The organism is Pseudomonas vlassakiae, from assembly GCF_014269035.2.
Lineage (GTDB): Bacteria > Pseudomonadota > Gammaproteobacteria > Pseudomonadales > Pseudomonadaceae > Aquipseudomonas > Aquipseudomonas vlassakiae.
On record NZ_JABWRP020000028.1, the window covers coordinates 32,486 to 51,510 of the forward strand.

Consider the following 19,025-nt stretch of genomic DNA (forward strand, 5'->3'; position numbering starts at 1 on the left):
CCTAGGATCGTCCGATACTAGGGAGGCCATACTTGAAGGGGTCAGCGCCACGGTTCTGCTGATTCTTCGCCTTGCGGGCCTCATCAGGCGGGCTGATCATCTGCACGGTAAGGCTGCCGTCGCTGCCGGCGTACACCACGGCACTGGCACCACCGTCGAGGTAGCTGGCGATGGTGGCCAGGTTGATTTCAACCAGTGCGCCGCTGACGCCGGTATTGCCCAGCCGGCGACCGATGTCATAGCCCTCTTCGACATTGCCCACGTCCAGGCCTTGGCCATCGGTATTGAGGCTGTGCAGGGCGTTGGTCAGGGCGATTTCCGCTTCAGCGTTGTCAGTGGTGTCGTAGAACACGCGGACCGGTTTTTGCCCGGCGGGCAGGGTATCGAGGGCCTTGAGCCAACCCGCCTGCAAGGCCTTCGCCTGCAACGCGGGTTTGAGGCGCTTGCCGTGTTCGTCCTGCATCGGGACCTTGATCGGACGGTGCAGGTAACCCAGTACTGGCGCTGCGTCGAACTCCTTCAGTTGGTGTTCAGCCCAACGCACAGGCAGCCAGGGGGATGGTTCGAAGTGGCCAGGGCCGCGATTACTGATGGTTTTCCACAAGGTGGGTAGTTGCGATTGCCAGTAAGTGGTGGACATGGTGCTGGGGTCTATCGAGACTTCAGCGCCTTTGGCGTGCTCGGCGGCCTCATACCAGTCAGTAAATGCCCGGTCCCGCTCCCAGTAAAATGCCCACAATTTCCCAAAATCAGTTTTTTTGTCCTGATTGTCCTCAGCGTCACGAGTGACGAAGGGGCGAATATAGCGGTCCACTCGGTCCGAGCGCGTGACCAGCAGGCCAGTCGCGTTTTCGTAGATCGTTGGAACCACGTGGCCATTTTTCAGTCCCGGTGTGCCCGGTTTGCGATAAGGGTCACGCGCCACGTCACCGTCCTGACTCGCGATCAAGGCCTGTGGCACCTTGGGGTTATCGTCAAAAAACTTGAACAGTCGCTCGACCATGCCTTGAGCATGGGTAGTGTTTTCATCGTCTTGCCATAGAAACTGAGTAACGCCCAAGGTCGCAGCATTACGGCCTTCATTGATCAGGCCTTCTGCTCTGTACCCTTTAGCGTAGGGATCGGGTGGGCCTAGCGCAAACACCGGGATTGGCCAGTATGCCACTGCTTCGCCTGCCGAGTTTTTGAATGCGATACGGGCTTTGATGTTTGCGGAGTTTCTCCTCGAAGTTAATGACGGGTTATAGTCTTTAGCGTCCTGCGGGTAGATCGACGCGAAGTTGTCGTTTTTCTTTTTGATGAGCTGCCAGATTGTGGACTGACCATCCGTGTAAATGCCAAGTCCCACCCCCCGAATTTCCAAGGCGTAGGTGCGGACTTGGGTGGCCTTTTGTTCGGCGTTTCTGAGCTCCATCTGGCTTCGATAATTGGCAAGTTCTGCCTTCTCACTCGCCAGGGCATTGCCCCACCAGTGAATGCCGAAGATCATCAGTAGCGGGCCGACAATAGCGGCAATGCCCCAGGCCATGACGGGTTTCATGTCGCGAAGTACCATGCCGGTCTCCTGTGCTTTGAGTTGGGCAATCCAGATGAAGCTAAGCCAGAGCAAAATGAGCACCCCGGCGATCAGCTGATAAGGTTTCAAGTTGGGCCGTGAACTAGGGGAGGGGGATAAGTTCTTCATCGATCACCTCCTTATACAGGTGCATTGGCTAACAAGGAGGGTGGCGTTAGCGAGACCAGCTCAGAAGACGGGAACACGCCCCGTTGATAATACTTACTACTGGCAGTCACCAATGCTTGAGCTTCCCTACTCAGTCGCGGCCAAGCCGGTAATTCTTTGATTATTTCAAAGTAATTTTTATCCATCTTCCAATCCGCAATCGCAACCAACAGCTCCCGCATATCCGGGTCATCAAGGCTGTGCGCCTGGCCAATAGCAATATCCATCGCCGTCACCCAACGTTGATTCTCCGGGCTACGCAGAACAGCCGAGTGGTAGCTGTTAGGCTCCCTTTCTTTCGGATCTATGCGCATCCGCTCCTGGATTTCATTAGGCGTTTCTTCACGATAAATGACGTACTCCTTCACCTCAGAGCCTCGATGCACGGCAGCTTGGCTTATGCCTGAAGTTTGATCGCCGGGCTCTTTGCCAGCGTTCAACCGGGCAAGTTCTTCATCCGAGTTCACGCGATAAGGGCTGGTACGGACCTTGAACCATTTGAAGCGGGCACTCGGATTGCCCAGCGCGGAGCGGATACTCACGTCATCGGGGCTGTCCTTGCCTGCCTGGGTGGGTGTGCCCGGTTCTGCCTCGCCGCCAAACAGATCTGGCGCATAGGGTGGGCATAAAGGTTCGGCATTGATCAGCACTTCCTCCCCTTTTGCTACTGGCGCTTGCGAGGCCACGGCGCCGGCAGACCAACCGCCAGGGTAGCGGGGTTCCCCTTTGGCACGCAGCACCGTTTGTTGTATGGCGTCGCCGACCAGTACCGGCTTACCGTCGCGATGACGCTTGGTCCACAGGCGCTGGTAAAACCGCACGGACTGCAACGCCGACATCGCCGGTTTGCCGTCCGGCAAGGTATTGGGCACCCCATAGGTACCGATGCCATGCACGTCGTCCAGGGCGACCGTGGTGTCGTCCGGGCAGAAGTACAGGTAAACCTTGCCGCGATTGTCACGCTCGGGAAAAACGGTGAAGTTGCCGACCTTGTCCCTGCGTGTACCCTGTATGGGTGACCACCTGGGGCCCGTGCGGCCGCCGTAGGTCTTGCTGTCCCTGAGTGCGGACAACGGCGGCTGGGCGTGGGGCGCCTGGGTGACGGCGGTGACGATGTTGATCAAGGTCGCGAGTGTGTCATGGCCTTTGGGGGTGGCCTTGGGCAGCACACTGTAAGGCGTGTCCACCATGATGACGGTGTCGGCACAGCGGTGGCCCTTGTCGATCAACAGGGCTTGCGCAAGCAGGGTAATCAAGGTGCCTTGACTGTGGCCCATGATGGTGACGGTTTCATCAGGCGATACACGGCGGATCTCGCTGACCAACATGGCCAATCGCGTTGCTGCGAGCACAAAGTAACGCCGGTGTGGCCCTTTACCCATGTACTGGGTGTTGGAGAGCATGGGTTGTGCGAGATGCCGGATAAACTTGGCAAAGCCGGGGCTGTACATCTCCAGCAGGTTGTTGGTGGCATTGGCGAAGAACCCGCCGCCTTTGGCGAAGTGCCGGTCCAGACGGTTATCGAATATGTCCTGGTATTGGCCGCGCAGTTTGGTCGGGTCGTCGTTTTTATCGCGCTTGATCTCGCCAGGCTCAGCGCGATAGCCCCAGTAAAACGGGATCATCAGGCTACGGGTTTTAGGGTCGTCCGCGTCTCGCTGATAAAGGTACGTGTCTGGATCGTCGAGTGTGGCTTTGTGATCCTCACCAAGTTCTTCAGTCGGGATTTTTCTTGCAGCACTGTAGTCAGCCCCGTACCGCCCCGCCTTCAGATCAGGCCGGTCCAAACGCTCGTTCACGCCCTGGCACAACCCCGTCTCCACCGACTCGTAGGAAGCCCCCGGGTCATTCACGCCGTGCAGGAAGATCACCACACCCGGCAGGTCGGCGGGCACTTCCATTTTGCGTTCGGTGCTGAAGTTGGGTACCAGCCGTGTGACGCTTTCAGCCACGGTGATTTGATCGCCACTCATTGGCTGCCTCCTTTGCTGCTGGTGCTGCGCAGGGCAGCCACTTGTGCCCGGTGCATCGCTTCGCGCTCGACGCGTTCGGTAAGCCCGCTGGCATCGGTCAGGCCCTGTACGGTACTGCCGTCTTCAAGCGTGATCTGATAGGCGTGGTCTACGGCCATGCGCACGCTGTCGTCGGCGTGCCCCGGATAGTGGAAGGCCAGGCGTTGTGCCGCCGGGTCGCGGTTGAATGCTGGCACCTGGGCGCTGTCGGTCTTGGGGCCGACCCAGTCATGCTCGCTGGCATGGACGATCACCTTGCCCTGGCTGCCGATTTCGACACCGCCACCGATCTTGATGTAACTGCCATCGTCGGCCACCAAACGAATGGTGGGTGCGGTGACGACTACCTCGCCTTCAGCGGCCGACAAGTGCAGGTTCTTTTGGGCATTGACGGTGATGTCGTCTTCCTGGGCCTGGACCAGTACTTTGCCGCGGTTGGCGATAGCACTGATGCCCTCATCCTGTGCGAACGCGCTGATGCCTTTGCCGGCTTGCAGGCGCATGGCGGCTCCGCTGGTCAACTGCAGATGGTCCTGGGCGGTGGTGTCGTGGTTCGCGCCGGCATAGTGCAGTTGCGAGCGTGGTGTGGCACTGGCAATACCCGCTTCTGCCGCAACGGCCATGACGGGTTCGCCAGCGCTGTCGCTGTCGGGTGCTGGCCACTGTTTCAGCGCCTGGCTCAAGGTGTCGATGCCCTCGCTGTCCACCGCTGCGCCGCCTCGTGCGGCGGCCGTTTGCCCAAGGCTTTTGAACAACTCGCCACAGTCGGCCAGCAGCGTGAGCAGCTCTTCGCGGTCCAGCTGCGAACCGGTCGCGTCCTGGCGGGCATAGGTGGTCAGCAACAGGCCTTGGGCGGCGCGCAGGGCAATCGCGGCGTCGGTGCGCAATTCGGCACCATGGCCACGGGCCTTGGCCTGGCCGTCGATACGTGGCTCGGTGAGCTTGCCCAGGTTGAGTGCCGTGGCGTGGTGCGTGGTACCGACACGGGCACGCAAGGCGCCCGGTGTGTCATCGAACAACAGCTCGTTGAAACCCCGGCCTTTGTGTTCCTGGGTCTGAATGCCGGAGAGCGCCCGGTTGCCTGGCAGGCCCGAGGCTTTGCTGAAACGCGGCGGTGTGTGGTCGGCGTTGTACAGCACCGAGGTGACCACGGGGCGGTCGATATCGCCAGCCAGGAAGGTCACCAGCACCTCCTGGCCGATACGTGGCAAGAACTGATGGCCGAAGCCACTGCCCGCGCTGGGCATCGCTACCCGCACCCAGGTGGTGCCCTGCGGCAGGCTGTCGCCGCGCTGCCAGTGGAACCTGACCTGGATCCGCGCCAGCTCGTCGGTAAAGACTTCATCGCCCTCCGGCCCGACCACGATCGCAGTGAGCGGCCCGTTGATGGTGGGGCGTGGCACGGTGATCGGGTGACGGTAAGGGATGCTTTGGCGAATGCAGACAAACTGGTTGTCGTAACCGGCGGGCTCATCGGAAAAGTAGTTGTTGCGCCCCTGGTGCGCGACCGACACCAGCAGGAACTGGCGGGCGTCTGCCGGGCCGTGTTCATGGTCGAAGTGCTGGGTGAGTTCGAAGCTGTAGCCTGGCCGCATGGCCCGGCAATTGCTGTTGCCGGTGAAGGTCTTGGCCTGGGCCTCGATGATCTCCAGGTGGCGACGCACCAGCGCCTCGCCCTCGTCGCGCAGGCCATGGCTGTAGGCGCCGAGAAAATCGTAGACCTCGTAGGGCGGGGCGTCGCCTTGCTCGTTGACGCTGTCCATGTCGATGGACAGCGAATGCCTTGGCTGCTTGTAGTCGAATGTCTGGATGGCCATCTTGCCCGGTTGCAAGGTCCGGTGGCTGCGCCACTGGGTGATCGAATCACTGGTCTCGGTGACAAAGGCGCTGTGGTAGCGGATGCGCGGTTGTTCGGGTAGCGCTTCCAGCCCCTCGGAGCGATCGGTGATGATCAGGCTGTGCCCATCCTGGCGGTGGTCGAAGTAGAAGAACAGGCCGTCCTGCTCCAGTAGACGCAGCACGAAATTCAGGTCGGTTTCGCGGTACTGGGTGATGTAGCTGTGGGACTTGAGCGGCCTGAGCAGGCGAAACTCGAATTGGCGCAACCCGCCGTAATGCTCGAACACCGTGCGAATGACCGTTTCAATGGTCTGCTCTTGGAAAATCCGCGAATCGACCCGTCGTGTCAGCATCCACAGCCAGGGGCTGAGTGTCGCGCTGTAACGCGCCAGGCCGCCGTCGCTGCCCAGCAAGTTGAAGCGGGTGATGTGGCCATGGATGGGGCGCACACTGCCGTCGGCCAGTTCGATCTGCAGCAGGGCAGGCTGGCCCATCAACGACTTGAGTTCGAGCCGGGCATCCTGGCTGATCAGCGCCAGCTCGAAGCTGAACAGTGTGGACAACCCTTCGTTGCCGCTGAAGTGCTCCAGCAACAGCGCCTGATCGCCCTGGATCGGGCTGGTGAACGTGATCAAACGGCGGTGCTGGGGTGTAAAAATGCTCGTCAATTCCATCGACGTCATATTCCTTGGCGAAACAAGCCGCGCAAGGTATCACAGTTTTTGGCATAACCGGCCCGCACAGGGCGGGCCAAAACTTGTCAAGACGTGACGGTCATTCCATTGTCAGGTTATGTCACCTATTGTCGGGCCTTCGTCCCTTATCGATCCGTCAACCGCCATGCACAACGTCATCGTCATCACCGGTGCCAGCCGTGGCATCGGTGCCGCCACCGCCCTGCAGGCCGCCCGTGAGGGCTATCGCATCTGCATCAACTACCACGCCGACGACCAGGCTGCCGAAAGCATCCTCGCTCAGGTCCGCGCCCTCGGCGCCGAAGCCATCACCGTGCGCGCCGACGCCAGCGTCGAGGACGAGGTGATCCAGTTGTTCCACCGCGTCGACCAGGAACTCGGCCCGGTGACTGCCCTGGTCAACAACGCGGGCACCATCGGCCAGCAAAGCCGTGTCGAGGCCATGTCCGAGTTCCGCCTGCTGAAGGTGATGAAGACCAACGTCGTCGGCCCCATGCTCTGTGCCAAGCACGCCTTGCTGCGCATGGCCCGCCGCCACGGCGGTGCCGGCGGGGCGATCGTCAATGTGTCCTCGATCGCGGCGCGCCTGGGCTCACCCAACGAGTACGTCGACTACGCCGCCTCCAAAGGCGCGCTGGATACCTTCACCATCGGCCTGGCCAAGGAAGTGGCGGGCGAGGGCGTGCGGGTCAACGGTGTACGACCGGGCTACATCCATACCGGTTTCCATGCGCTGTCCGGTGACCCTGACCGCGTGACCAAGCTCGAACCCGGCCTGCCCATGGGCCGCGGCGGCCGCGCCGAAGAAGTGGCCGAGGCGATCCTCTGGTTGCTGTCGGAAAAGGCCTCGTATTCCACCGGAAGCTTCATTGACCTCGGCGGCGGGCGCTGAACGCTGCCCCGTCAGGGCAGCTCACCCGCCAGCAACTGGCGGACCCGTTCGGCCAGCGCTTCGAGCTCGAAGGGTTTGGTCAGCACGCTGGTGCCCTGCAGCAGCTGGCCATCGCTGAGGGCCGCGCTCGCGTCGTAGCCGGTGATGAACAGCACCTTGAGGTCCGGATACAGTTGCCGGCAACGCTCCGCCACCTGGCGGCCATTGGGGCCGTCGGGCAGGCCGATATCGCTCAGCAGCAGGTCGGGTTGCGCGCACTGCTGCATATGCGCCAGCGCGGCCGTGCCATTGGCGAAGGCTTCGACCTGGTAGCCCAGTTCTTCCAGCACTTCGCCGACCACCAGCCGCAGCGCCGCCTGGTCTTCCACCAGGACGATGCGTTGCCCAACCGAATCGCTGCCTGTCAGCGTCTTGCGCTGTGCCGGCCGGGCCGCAGCAACAGGCTGTTCAGTGTGACGTGGCAGGTACAGGTCGACCCGTGTGCCCTGGCCAGGCGAGGAAATCAGGCGTAGCTGGCCGCCCGACTGGCGCACGAAGCCATAGGTCATCGACAGCCCCAGGCCCGTCCCATGGCCCATGGGTTTGGTCGAGAAGAACGGGTCGATTGCGCGCGCCGCTACGGTTGCGGTCATGCCGCAGCCGGTGTCGGCAACACTGAGCCTTACGTAGTCCCCGGCGGCCAGTTCCAGTGCCCGGGCCTGCTCGTCGTCGAGCGTGAGATTGTCGCCCTGGATGTCGATGGTACCGCCGCCCGGCATGGCGTCACGTGCGTTGATGCACAGGTTGAGCAGGGCGCTTTCCAGCTGTGGCGGGTCGATGAAGGTTGGCCATGGCCGTGCCAGGAAGCGGCTGTGCAAGCTGATGGATGGGCCGATGGTGCGGCGAACCAGTTCTTCCATGCCAAGAACCAGCGCCGCGACGTCGGTCGACCGCGGTTGCAGGGTCTGCTGGCGGGAGAAGGCCAGCAACCGGTGGACCAGGGCCGAGGCTTTTTGCGCCGAGCCGCTGGACAGCGCCAGCAATGGCTCAAGCTCTGCGTAACGCTGCTGGCCCAGGCGCTGCTGCATCAGCTCCTGGGCGTTGATGATGCCGCCCAGCAGGTTGTTGAAGTCATGGGCGATGCCGCCACTGAGCTGGCCCACGGCCTCCATTTTCTGCGCCTGGCGCAGCGCCTGCTCGGCCTCGGCCAGGCGCCGCTGCTCCTCAACCCGGTCGGTGATGTCGTAGGCAAACAGATAAGCGCCTTGCACGCTGCCGTCATGCTCTCGCAGGGCGTTGAAGCGCAGTTCATAGTGGCGTGGCCCGAACCTGCCGATCTCGGTGAACCGCTCCCCCGCCAGCGCCCGGCGCCACATCGGCATGATCAGGTCATGGTCCGCCGGGTGGCTGGCCAGCACCGCTGGCAGGTGTTCGCCGACTTCGGGTGTGTGGCCATACAAGGCGTGGAAGTCATGTTTGGCCTGGCGGTTGACTGCCAGCCAGCGCAGCTGGGTATCGACCACATGCACGTTGAGCAGGCTGTCCTCGACCAGTTCGGCAAACCGGCGGCGTTCGGCCAAGGCTGCGCTGACCCGCTGTTCGAGTTCGGCATTCAGCCGCTGCAGGGCCACCTCGGCCTTGCGCCGCTCGGTGACATCGGTGAACAGCACCGCGACCTGGCGGCGCTCTGCAGGCTCCACACGGAAGGTGATCACCGACAGCACACGGCCGGTGGCGACCAGCTCCTGCTCGAACTGCAGCGGTTCGCCCGTGCGTAATACCGCACCGTAGCGGGCGACCCAGTCGTCCGCCTCGTCGGGCACCATCTCGCGCAGTTTCTGCCCGACGACGTTGGGGATGCCGGCATGCTTGGTGTAGGCGGCGTTGGCCAGGACATGCACATAGTCGCTGAGTGGGCCATGGGGGCCGTCGAAGAATTCGATGACGCAGAAGCCTTCATCCATGGTGTCGAACAGGAAGCGATAGATGCTTGGGTCCTGATGTTCGTGGTGCTGCAGCAGCTGTGATTCCAGCTGTGCGTTACGTTGGCGCAGGGTTTCGACTTCCTGACGCAGTGCGAGCAGCTCGCGTTGGGGCATGGCGACGTCCGGCACAAATGAGTGGCCAGACTTTACCTGCCCGCAAGGCCGCCGCATAGCGGCCTAAGGGGGCAACCCCCGGTTTTTCAGCAACTGCTCGACTTGCTGGTTGAGGGTGGCCAGCGCGAACGGTTTGTACATGACCGCGCAATGCTTGCCCGGGCTGACATCGACCCGATTGCTGGCATAGCCGGTGATGTACAGGACGTCGACGGCGCCAGGCAGTTGCTGGCAGGCCGCCGCGACCTGGTAGCCATCGATGCCGCCCGGCAAGCCGATATCGGTGATCAGCAGGTCAGGGCGCAAGCCTTTTTCCAGGGTTTCCAGTGCGCGGCGGCCGTCGCTGCAGGCGTGTACGTCATGCCCCTGTTCTTCGAGCATTTCGCTGATCAGCAGGCGCAGAATGTCCTGGTCCTCTACCAGCAGTACTACACGGGGCGCTGTGTGAACCTGCTGCTCCGGCGCCTGTGGCTGCGCGCTGGGTTGCCCGGCATCGTCGCCGCCGGCCCGGGGCAGGTAGAGGTGGATGCAGGCGCCTTGCTCCGGTTCGCTGACAATGCGCAACTGGCCGCCGGACTGGCGCACGAAACCATACACGATCGACAAGCCAAGGCCGGAACCGTGGCCCAGGGGTTTGGTGGTGAAGAAAGGCTCGAACGCTCTTTGCAGGACCTCGGCGGACATGCCCATGCCGGTGTCGCAGACACTCAGATGCAGGTAGGCGCCGCTGGGCAGGTCCAATGCGCGTGCCTGCAGCTCATCGAGCCAGGTGTTTTCGCTGGCAATGCGCAGCGTGCCCCCCTGAGGCATGGCATCACGGGCATTGATGCACAGATTGAGCAATGCGTTCTCCAGCTGGTGCGGGTCGATGCGCACCAGCCACTGGTTGCTCAGGGGCTGGTCAATGAAGGTGATGCGCGCATCGAGCGAGCTGGCGATCAGCTCATGCATGCCTGCCACCAGCTGCTGCACATCTACCGCCTGCGGCATCAGTGTCTGTTGGCGCGAGAACGCCAGCAGACGCTGAACCAGCGAGGCTGCCCGTTGAGCGTTTTGCCGGGCGAGGCCCAGCAGCCGGGTGGAGTCCTGGTAGCGTTGTTCAGCCTGGCGTTGCTCGGCCATTTCCAGGGCACCCAGGATGCCACCGAGGAGGTTGTTAAAGTCATGGGCAATGCCGCCAGTCAGCTGGCCCACGGCTTCCATTTTCTGCGATTGGCGCAGGGCTTCCTCGATCTTGCGCACGCGCTCCTGTTCAGCGACGCGCGCGCTGATGTCGTAGGCGAACAGGTAGCCACCCTGGATCTGCTGCTGGGCGTCGCGCAGGGTGTTGTAGCTGATTTCGTAGTGGCGCGGGGCGTCGGGCGGACCCAGGGCGATGATGTCGGTGAACGCCTCGCCGGCCAGCACGCGCGGCCATACCGGCTCCAGCCACTTGACGATGTCGGGCTGGTTGGCAATGAACTGCGGGATGTAGTCGCCCACCTTTGGTACGAAGCCGCGCAGGCGCTTGAACGTCTCCTGCGCGGTGCGGTTGATCGCCAGCAGACGGAAGTTGCGATCAGCCGCGAACACGTTGGCCTGACTGTGGTCGACCAGCTCGCCCAGCAGCCTGCTGTTGGCCTGGGCCTGGTCGATACGTGCCTGCAGTTGCAGTGTGGAAGGCGTCGAGTCGTCAGGCATCATCGTGGCGATCCAGCGTGTGGGTCGCCCAACTATAGCTGCAGTTTTTCAGGCCTTCCTTCAGAACGAGCGGATGATGCGCCCCAGGGTTTCCATGGCCCGTTCGGCGGCCTCGTTCCAGGGGGAACCGTAGTTCAGGCGAATGCAGTTGCCAAAGCGCCGGGTTGGCGAAAAGATCGGCCCCGGTGCGATGCTGATGCCTTGGGCCAGGGCCATGTGGAACAGTTTCAGGGCATCCATCTGCTCGGGCAGCTCCAGCCATAGGAAATAGCCGCCGGCGGGCTGGCTGACGCGGGTCTGCGCGGGGAAATGACGGGCGATGGCCGCCAGCATGTTGGCCTGCTGACCCTCCAGGGCGTAGCGCAACTTGCGCAGGTGACGGTCGTAGCCGCCGTGTTGCAGGTAATCGGCGATGGCCGCCTGGGCCGGCATCGAGGCGCACAATGAGGTCATCAGCTTCAGCCGCTCGATCTTCTGTGCGAAGCGCCCGGCCGCGACCCAGCCGATGCGATAACCCGGCGCCAGGCTTTTGCTGAACGAGCCGCAATGCATCACCAGGCCTTGGGTGTCGAAGGCCTTGGCCGGTTTGGGAGCTTGCTGCGCATAATACAGCTCGGCGTAGACATCATCCTCGATCAGCGGCACCTGGTGGCGGCTCAGCAACTCGACCAGCGCCTGCTTCTTCGCTTCGGGCATGCTGGCACCGACCGGGTTCTGGAAATTGGTCATGCACCACACCGCTTTGACCGGGTGCTTGTCGAGGGTCTGGGCCAGCACCGCCAGGTCCATGCCTTCGCGCGGGTGCACCGGGATCTCCACGGCCTTGAGCTTGAGCCGCTCCAGCACTTGCAGGCAGGCATAGAAGGCCGGCGCCTCGATCGCCACCAGGTCGCCGGGCTCGGTGACCGCCTGCAGGCACAGGTTCAAGGCTTCGAGCGCGCCATTGGTGATCAGCAGTTCTTCCATCGGCAGCATCAGCCCACCGACCATGTAGCGCAAGGCAATCTGGCGGCGCAGTTGCGGGTTGCCCGGCGACAGGTCGGTGACCACCATGCGTGGGTCCATGGCCCGGCTGGCACTGGCCAGCGAGCGTGACAGGCGCTGCAGCGGGAACAGCTCGGGGCTGGGGAAGGCCGAGCCGAACGGTACGGTGCCGGGGTCCTTGATCGAGTCGAGGATTGAGAACACCAGGCCGCTGACATCGACCTCGGTCGATTCGCTGATAGGCTCCAGCGCCTGGGGTTCACTGAACTGGCGCGGGGCGTGGGCGTTGACGAAGTAGCCCGAGCGCGGCCGTGCGCGGATCAGCCCACGGCGCTCGAGCAGGTAGTAGGCCTGGAACACGGTGGACGGGCTGACGCCGTGGGTCTGGCTGGCGTAGCGTACCGAAGGTACGCGCTGGCCTGGGCCGAGCACCCCGGAGCGGATCAGTTCGGCAATGTCGTCGGCGAAGCGTTCGTAGCGTTTCATGGGGGCTCGGCAGGCAAGGTGAAGTGTCAGTGTAAGGGATCAGCGGTTCAGTGGTGCCACGAAGCGGCTGTGAGCCACGCTGCGCACGGCGGGCTGGTCGCTGTCGCGGATTTCGAAAGCCAGTGCCTGCGAACTGCTGGCCGGCCGCTCGGCCAGCAGGGCCACCGACACTGGCATCTCGCTCATTTCCCCGGCCGGGATACTGAATTCGGTAGCGCCATGCAGTTCGAAGCCCTCGGCATCGAGCAGGCGCAGGTGGTAGCGCTGCGGCTGCGCGGTCTTGTTGATGATCTTGAGCAGGTAGATGTTCTCGATCTGGCCCTGGGCGTTTTCGCGGAACAGGCCGCGGTCCTTGATCACGTCCAGCGACACCATGGGGCGCATCTGCAGCGCCGCAACCAGGGCGCCGATCATCAGCAGCAAGGCGGCGGCGTAGCCCAACAAACGCGGGCGCAGCCAATGGGGGGTGCCGCCTTGCAGGCTATGTTCGGACTTGTAACCGATCAGGCCGCGGGGGTAACCCATCTTGTCCATCACCTTGTCGCAGGCATCGATACAGGCGGCGCAACCGATGCAGGCCATCTGCAGGCCATCGCGGATGTCGATGCCCGTGGGGCATACCTGCACGCACAGGGTGCAATCGATGCAATCACCCAGGCCCTGGGCGCGCGGATCACTGCCTTTCCTGCGTGGCCCACGGGATTCGCCGCGACGCGGGTCGTAGGCCACGGCCAGGGTGTCCTTGTCGAACATCACGCTCTGGAAGCGTGCATAAGGGCACATGTGCAGGCACACCGCTTCGCGCAGCCAGCCGGCATTGATATAGGTGGCCGCCGTGAAGAACAGCACCCAGAACAGCGCCACGCCGCCCAGTTGCAGGGTGAGCAGTTCATGGGCCAGGGGGCGGATCGGGGTGAAGTAACCGACGAAGGTCAGCCCGGTGAGCACGCCGATGGCCAGCCACAGGCTGTGCTTGAGCGTGCGCCGGGCCAGTTTGTTCAGGCTCCAGGGTGCGGCGGCCAGCTTGATGCGCTGGTTGCGGTCGCCTTCGGTGACCTTTTCGCACCACATGAACAGCCAGGTCCAGATGCTTTGTGGGCAGCTGTAACCGCACCACACCCGGCCGGCGTAGACCGTGATGGCGAACAGGCCGAAGGCACAGATGATCAACAGCGCCGAGAGGAGGATGAAATCCTGCGGCCAGAAGGTGGCGCCGAAGATGTGGAACTTGCTCTTGGCCACGTCCCATAACACGGCCTGGCGGCCGTTCCAGTCGAGCCAGGCGGTGCCGAAGAACAGCACGAACAGCGCGCCAGCGAAGGCAATGCGCAGCGTGCGGTACAGCCCGGTGAAACTGCGGGTATGGATGCCCGTGGCGGCAATCTCGATGGCAGGGATACGTCGGGTCATGGCGTCGGTGCTCTTACGGCCTCGATCAGGCACGAGCACTATGGCCCCCCCACTGTTTTCAGCACAGGCTCAGGTCAGGCAATAAAAACCATATCAGATTGCTGCGAAGTGTGTCCGAAGCCTCAGATCACGGAACCTGGGGTGCTGGCCTTGAGATGCCTGCGGCTATCTACCGCACCTGCCACGGTCAGCGCGTCGGCTTCGGCTTCGGTGATCGGGAACCGCTCGCCGGCGAGAATGGCCACGGACATGCGCAGCTGCTCGTCGGTGACGATCTCGATTTCGGGCCCTTTGCCTTCGATGCGCAGCTTGTCGCCAATCAGGGTGCAGCGTTGCGTGCTTTCTTCGACTTCGATGGGCATGGTGTGGTCCTCCGGTGGCGGTTACAGGCTGTGACCGCAGGCAGCGGCTGGATGCTGCATCGGCGTGCCGGATGGGCACTTTGCGGGGCGTGCAAGGGTCAACTTTATCAGGCGCCTTTGCCGGCCTCTTCGCGGGTTTACCCGCGAAACGGCCGGGGCAGGCGGAGCATATTTTCAACCCGGTAGGGCATCCATGGAGCTGATCTGGCAAGCCATTCAAGCTGAGTTCGCCGACATCACCGACATTCGCGAAGTGATTCAGATCCTTGTGCGGTTACTGATGGCGGCACTGCTTGGCGCCGTGCTGGGCTTCGAGCGCGAACACAAAGGCAAATCCGCCGGGGTGCGCACGCACATGCTGGTCTCCCTGGGCGCGGCGCTGTTCGTGCTCGCGCCGAGCATGGCGGGTGCTGATGAGCAGGCGCTGAGCCGGGTGATCCAGGGTATCGTCGCCGGCATCGGCTTTCTCGGTGCGGGCACCATCCTCAAGGGTAACGGCCAGGACACCAGCCACGTGAAAGGCCTGACTACCGCTGCAGGGCTCTGGATGACGGCGGCAATCGGTACTGCCGCAGGCATGGGGCGAGAGGCCACGGCACTGATCAGCACGGTGCTGGCGCTGTTGGTACTGGGCACGATGCCGCTGCTGGTCGAGAAGGTCGAGAGGCAGGACGAAGAGAAGCAGAAAGAAGAGGGCAGGAAGCACTGAGGGGAGCCGAAGCTCCCCTCAAAGCGTTGTTGCTTGCTCTTTTCTTATTATTGAGGCCGGCCTTTTGTTGTTTTTGTAGGCCAGCCTTGGTGTTGCGTGCGACCCCCATCCGGGGTCAAGAGCAAACGTATTTTTTTGAGCGCTGACCTGCTTTCATCCGCTGGATCCGAAGCTGACTGCCGCTACCTTGAGGTAGTTTTATTGTTCTGTGTCAGTCCGCGGGGCGAACCCCTGAAAAGCCTGTCGACTCCAAAAAAATCTGCTTGCTGCGCCTCTGCCGTGTTGTTCTTGTTATGTCAGAGCCGTTACATGTTGTTTTTATTGGTTATCGCGTTTTTCTTGTTGTTGTACCAAACCTATAGCAGGCGCCGTGCCAACTTTTGAAAAGCCTTAAAAATCAATGAGTTGACCAGGTGTGGCGAAATCGCGCGGCCTGACAATCCATCGATTTGTTTCCCTGTTACCCGATTTTTTGCTGAAACCTGTGGGGGAGGTAACACTCACCCACACTCATGTGACACCTGCATGAAACTCATGCTGCGCTGCGCGCACGGGCCACCCGCGAACCATTTGCCCTGCCCAGCACCGCGCTGATGCGCTGCCCGGCGGCGATCAACCGGTCGAGGTCGATACCGGTCTCGATGCCCAGCCCCTGCAGCAGGTACACCACATCCTCGGTGGCGATGTTGCCGGTGGCGCCCTTGGCATAAGGGCAGCCCCCCAGCCCGGCCACCGAGCTGTCGAACACGCTGATGCCTTCGAGCAGGCTGGCGTACACGTTGGCCAGGGCCTGGCCATAGGTGTCATGGAAGTGGCCAGCCAGTTGCGCGCGGGGCACCACGGCCGACACCACCTCGAACAGCCGACGGGTGTCACCGGCCGTGCCGGTGCCGATGGTGTCACCCAGCGATACCTCGTAGCAGCCCATGTCGTGCAGCGCTCTGGCGACCGGGGCCACTTGCTCGGGACTGACCTTGCCTTCATAAGGGCAGCCCAGCACACAGGACACGTAACCGCGTACCCGCACGCCGTGGCTGCGCGCGGCCTCCATGATCGGTTCGAAGCGCTGCAGGCTTTCGCTGATCGAGCAGTTGATGTTGCGCTGGGAGAAGGCTTCGGAGGCAGCGGCGAACACCGCCACTTCCTTCACCCCGGCAGCCAGGGCGTCTTCGAAGCCGCGCAGGTTTGGGGCAAGTGCGGCATAGGTAACACCTGCACGCGGGTGAATGCCGGCGAACACTTCGGCGGAACCGGCCATCTGCGGCACCCATCTGGGCGAAACGAAGCTGCCGACCTCGATATAGCTCAGCCCGGCGTCGGTCAGGTCGTCGACCAGGCGCACCTTGTCGGCGACGCTGATGGGCTGGGCTTCGTTCTGCAGGCCGTCGCGCGGGCCGACTTCGACCAGGCGGACTGTTGCGGGCATGGGCATGGTGGGGTTCCTGTCAGCGTTTGTCGTTGTTGTTCAGGGTGGCGGCCAGGGCCTGTTCGCAGCGCTCCTGGGCGGTGTCCAGTTCCAGCTGCATCTGGTGGATGTCGAGCATCTGCTGTTCGAGCTGGGCGCGACGCTCGGCGATCTTCGCCAGCATGCTGTGGAGCTGCTTGAGGTTGCCGCTGCTGGGGTCGTACAGCTCGATCAGCTCGCGGCATTCGGCCAGCGAGAAACCGATGCGCTTGCCACGCAGGATAAGCTTCAGGCTGACCTTGTCACGGGCCGAATAGATGCGTTCCAGACCACGCCGCTCGGGGCTCAGCAGGCCCTGTTCCTCGTAGAAGCGGATGGCGCGGGTGGTGATGTCCAGTTCGCGGGAGAGGTCGGAGATGCTGTAGGTCTGGCTGCTCATGCTTGGGCTCGGCGTGGGGTATGGCAGTATCCTGAAGGCAGGTTGACGTATACGTCAAGCAGATCAGTCGGGCTGTACCGCACGCCGGTAACCATTGGGCGTTTGCCCGCTCAGGCGCTTGAAGAAGCGGGCGAAGTAGGTCGGGTCGCTGAAACCCAGGCTGTCTGACAGCTGGCCGATGCTCATGCGTGTATAGATGAGGTTGCGCCGTGCCTCGAGCAACAGGCGTTGATGGATGACCTGCAACGCGGTCTGCCCGCTCAGCGCCCGGCACAGTTGGTTGAGCTGCAGGCTGGAGATGTTCAAGCGTGCGGCGAATTCCTCGACCGACAGGTGTTCGCGGTAATGCGCTTCTACCAGGCGCAGGTACTGCCCCAACAACTGCCGGTCACGCTCGTCCCGGTTGCGTGGGGCCTGGCCCAGTTGCTGGCGGCGGCTGATCCACACCATCAGCGCGGTCACCAGCGCGTCGAGCATGGTCGCCCGTGCGGGCGCGTTGCCTTGGTATTCCTGCTGCAGGGTTTCGATCAGGCGGCGCAGCTGGATGCGGTCCTTGCCCAACGGGTAGCACGCCGCTTGCGCCAGTACCCCCAGCGGTGCGCCCAGGCGCTGTTCGAGGTCGGCCACCAGCGCGGTGCCGAAGGTCAGCACATGGCCCTGGATATCGGCGCTGAAGCGAAAGCCATGCACGGTCAGCGGCGGTACCACCTGGATCGCCGCTTCGAGGATGGTGCTGCGCACGCCCTCGATTTCCACCTGCGCCTCGCCGCGCTGCACGTACAACAACTGGAACAGCTCGGCGTGCTGGTGCGGCTTGATTTCCCAGTGATGCAAGCGGCTGCGAGCCGGAATCGACTCGCAGTGCAGCAGGTCGGTACCGGGCCAATGCTGGTTTTCGCCATATAGCTGAAACAGCGGCACGCCAGGAAGGGTGGATCTCATGGGTTGAACACCTGTCCGTTAATCGAACGGTTTTATCAAAAGTGCATTTTTTGCATCGGATATCACAGCTATTTGGCAGTTATTGCCATTAAAAATGCAAGGGCACCCCCTCTCACGAGATAAAAACAATGAACACTCAGGTTGCAATCATCGGCGCCGGTCCGTCCGGCCTGCTGCTCGGCCAGTTGCTGCACAAGGCGGGTATCCACACCGTCATCCTCGAACGCCAGCCCCCTGAATACGTCCTCGGCCGCATTCGCGCGGGGGTGCTTGAACAAGGCACCGTCGACCTGCTGCGCGAAGCCGGCGTGGCTGACCGCATGGACCGTGAAGGCCTCGTGCACGAGGGCGTCGAGTTGCTGGTCGCGGGCCGTCGCCAGCGCCTGGACCTCAAGGGCCTGACCGGCGGCAAGACGGTGATGGTCTATGGCCAGACCGAAGTCACCCGCGACCTGATGCAGGCTCGCGACGCCAGCGGCGCGCCGATCATCTATTCGGCCAGCAACGTGCAGCTGCACGAACTCAAGGGCGAACGGCCCTACGTGACCTTTGAAAAGGATGGCAAGGCCCACCGCCTGGAGTGCGACTACATCGCCGGTTGCGATGGTTTTCACGGCGTCTCGCGCAAGAGCATCCCCGCAGGCGTACTCAAGGAGTACGAGCGGGTCTATCCGTTCGGCTGGTTGGGTATGCTGTCCGATACTCCACCGGTCAACCATGAACTGATCTACGCCCACCACCCACGAGGTTTTTCGCTGTGCAGCCAGCGCTCGCAGACGCGCAGCCGCTACTACCTGCAGGTGCCGCTGGACGAGCGGGTGGAAGACTGGTCTGACGAGCGCTTCTGGAACGAGCTCAAGGCGCGCCTGCCCGAGGATGTTGCACAGCAGCTGGTCACCGGGCCTGCGCTGGAAAAGAGTATTGCGCCACTGCGTAGCCTGGTGGTCGAACCGATGCAGTACGGCCATCTGTTCCTGGTCGGCGATGCCGCGCACATCGTCCCGCCGACTGGCGCCAAGGGCTTGAACCTGGCGGCGTCGGACGTCAATTACCTGTACCGGATCCTGGTCAAGGTGTACCGCGAAGGGCGTATCGACCTGTTGCAGCAATACTCGCCGCTGGCCCTGCGCCGGGTCTGGAAGGGCGAGCGTTTCAGCTGGTTCATGACCCAGTTGCTGCATGACTTTGGCGAGCACAAGGATGCCTGGGACCAGAAGATGCAGGAGGCCGACCGCGAGTATTTCCTCACATCGCCAGCCGGGCTGGTGAACATCGCCGAGAACTATGTGGGGTTGCCGTACGAAGAGGTGGCCTAGCGGCTTTGAGGGTAGGGCGAAAGAGGTTTGTCGCCCGTCAGACCGAGCGCCGC

The 19,025-nt window shown here is 62.6% G+C and carries 14 protein-coding genes; 3 read left to right on the forward strand and 11 right to left on the reverse strand.

Annotated elements, in window-relative coordinates; all coding sequences use genetic code 11:
- Nucleotide 1: 1 nt before the first annotated feature.
- The 3 genes from HU738_RS24335 to HU738_RS24345 are packed head-to-tail and all read right to left on the reverse strand — an operon-like array spanning nucleotide 2 to nucleotide 6,248.
- Nucleotides 2-1,684, reverse strand: a complete 1,683-nt coding sequence (locus HU738_RS24335; RefSeq protein WP_186604616.1) for a type VI lipase adapter Tla3 domain-containing protein — start codon at nucleotides 1,682-1,684, stop codon at nucleotides 2-4.
- A gap of 11 nt (nucleotides 1,685-1,695) precedes the next feature.
- Nucleotides 1,696-3,696, reverse strand: coding sequence for a T6SS effector phospholipase Tle3 domain-containing protein (locus tag HU738_RS24340; RefSeq protein WP_186604618.1), 2,001 nt, complete (start codon nucleotides 3,694-3,696; stop codon nucleotides 1,696-1,698).
- On the reverse strand, nucleotides 3,693-6,248 hold the full coding sequence (locus HU738_RS24345; RefSeq protein ID WP_186604620.1) for a type VI secretion system Vgr family protein: 2,556 nt from the start codon (nucleotides 6,246-6,248) through the stop codon (nucleotides 3,693-3,695). The genes HU738_RS24340 and HU738_RS24345 overlap by 4 nt, the downstream gene beginning before the upstream one ends.
- Before the next feature lie 166 nt (nucleotides 6,249-6,414).
- Here HU738_RS24345 and HU738_RS24350 point away from each other — a divergent pair, with 166 nt between their 5' ends.
- Nucleotides 6,415-7,161: an SDR family oxidoreductase gene (locus tag HU738_RS24350; RefSeq protein ID WP_176509931.1), complete on the forward strand. Its 747-nt coding sequence runs from the start codon at nucleotides 6,415-6,417 to the stop codon at nucleotides 7,159-7,161.
- 11 nt (nucleotides 7,162-7,172) lie between these two features.
- On the opposite strand, the gene HU738_RS24355 is transcribed toward HU738_RS24350, so the two are convergent.
- The 5 genes from HU738_RS24355 to HU738_RS24375 all read right to left on the reverse strand — a co-directional run bounded on the left by HU738_RS24355 (nucleotide 7,173) and on the right by HU738_RS24375 (nucleotide 14,161).
- Nucleotides 7,173-9,239, reverse strand: a complete 2,067-nt coding sequence (locus tag HU738_RS24355; RefSeq protein ID WP_186604622.1) for a hybrid sensor histidine kinase/response regulator — start codon at nucleotides 9,237-9,239, stop codon at nucleotides 7,173-7,175.
- 63 nt (nucleotides 9,240-9,302) lie between these two features.
- Nucleotides 9,303-10,919 (reverse strand): PAS domain-containing hybrid sensor histidine kinase/response regulator family protein, encoded by a 1,617-nt coding sequence (locus HU738_RS24360; protein ID WP_186604635.1) that lies wholly within the window; start codon nucleotides 10,917-10,919, stop codon nucleotides 9,303-9,305.
- A 60-nt stretch (nucleotides 10,920-10,979) separates the two neighbouring features.
- Nucleotides 10,980-12,389: a GntR family transcriptional regulator MpaR gene (gene mapR / locus HU738_RS24365; RefSeq protein WP_186604624.1), complete on the reverse strand. Its 1,410-nt coding sequence runs from the start codon at nucleotides 12,387-12,389 to the stop codon at nucleotides 10,980-10,982.
- Nucleotides 12,390-12,428: 39 nt separating this feature from the next.
- On the reverse strand, nucleotides 12,429-13,799 hold the full coding sequence (gene ccoG / locus HU738_RS24370) for a cytochrome c oxidase accessory protein CcoG (RefSeq protein ID WP_186604626.1): 1,371 nt from the start codon (nucleotides 13,797-13,799) through the stop codon (nucleotides 12,429-12,431).
- A gap of 122 nt (nucleotides 13,800-13,921) precedes the next feature.
- A complete protein-coding gene (locus tag HU738_RS24375) occupies nucleotides 13,922-14,161 on the reverse strand; it encodes a DUF3203 family protein (RefSeq protein WP_054887438.1) in 240 nt (79 codons plus the stop codon).
- 193 nt (nucleotides 14,162-14,354) lie between these two features.
- On the opposite strand from HU738_RS24375, the gene HU738_RS24380 reads away from it, so the two are divergent.
- Nucleotides 14,355-14,870: an MgtC/SapB family protein gene (locus HU738_RS24380; RefSeq protein ID WP_176509936.1), complete on the forward strand. Its 516-nt coding sequence runs from the start codon at nucleotides 14,355-14,357 to the stop codon at nucleotides 14,868-14,870.
- 532 nt (nucleotides 14,871-15,402) lie between these two features.
- On the opposite strand, the gene HU738_RS24385 is transcribed toward HU738_RS24380, so the two are convergent.
- The 3 genes from HU738_RS24385 to HU738_RS24395 form a co-directional block, all read right to left on the reverse strand.
- Nucleotides 15,403-16,302, reverse strand: coding sequence for a hydroxymethylglutaryl-CoA lyase (locus tag HU738_RS24385; protein ID WP_186604627.1), 900 nt, complete (start codon nucleotides 16,300-16,302; stop codon nucleotides 15,403-15,405).
- A gap of 13 nt (nucleotides 16,303-16,315) precedes the next feature.
- Nucleotides 16,316-16,714, reverse strand: a complete 399-nt coding sequence (locus tag HU738_RS24390) for a MerR family transcriptional regulator (RefSeq protein ID WP_060513138.1) — start codon at nucleotides 16,712-16,714, stop codon at nucleotides 16,316-16,318.
- A 63-nt stretch (nucleotides 16,715-16,777) separates the two neighbouring features.
- A complete protein-coding gene (locus HU738_RS24395; RefSeq protein WP_186604629.1) occupies nucleotides 16,778-17,656 on the reverse strand; it encodes a helix-turn-helix domain-containing protein in 879 nt (292 codons plus the stop codon).
- Between the two features lie 128 nt (nucleotides 17,657-17,784).
- Here HU738_RS24395 and pobA point away from each other — a divergent pair, with 128 nt between their 5' ends.
- Complete coding sequence (gene pobA, locus HU738_RS24400) at nucleotides 17,785-18,972, forward strand: 4-hydroxybenzoate 3-monooxygenase (protein ID WP_186604631.1); 1,188 nt, start codon at nucleotides 17,785-17,787, stop codon at nucleotides 18,970-18,972.
- Nucleotides 18,973-19,025 lie beyond the last annotated feature (53 nt).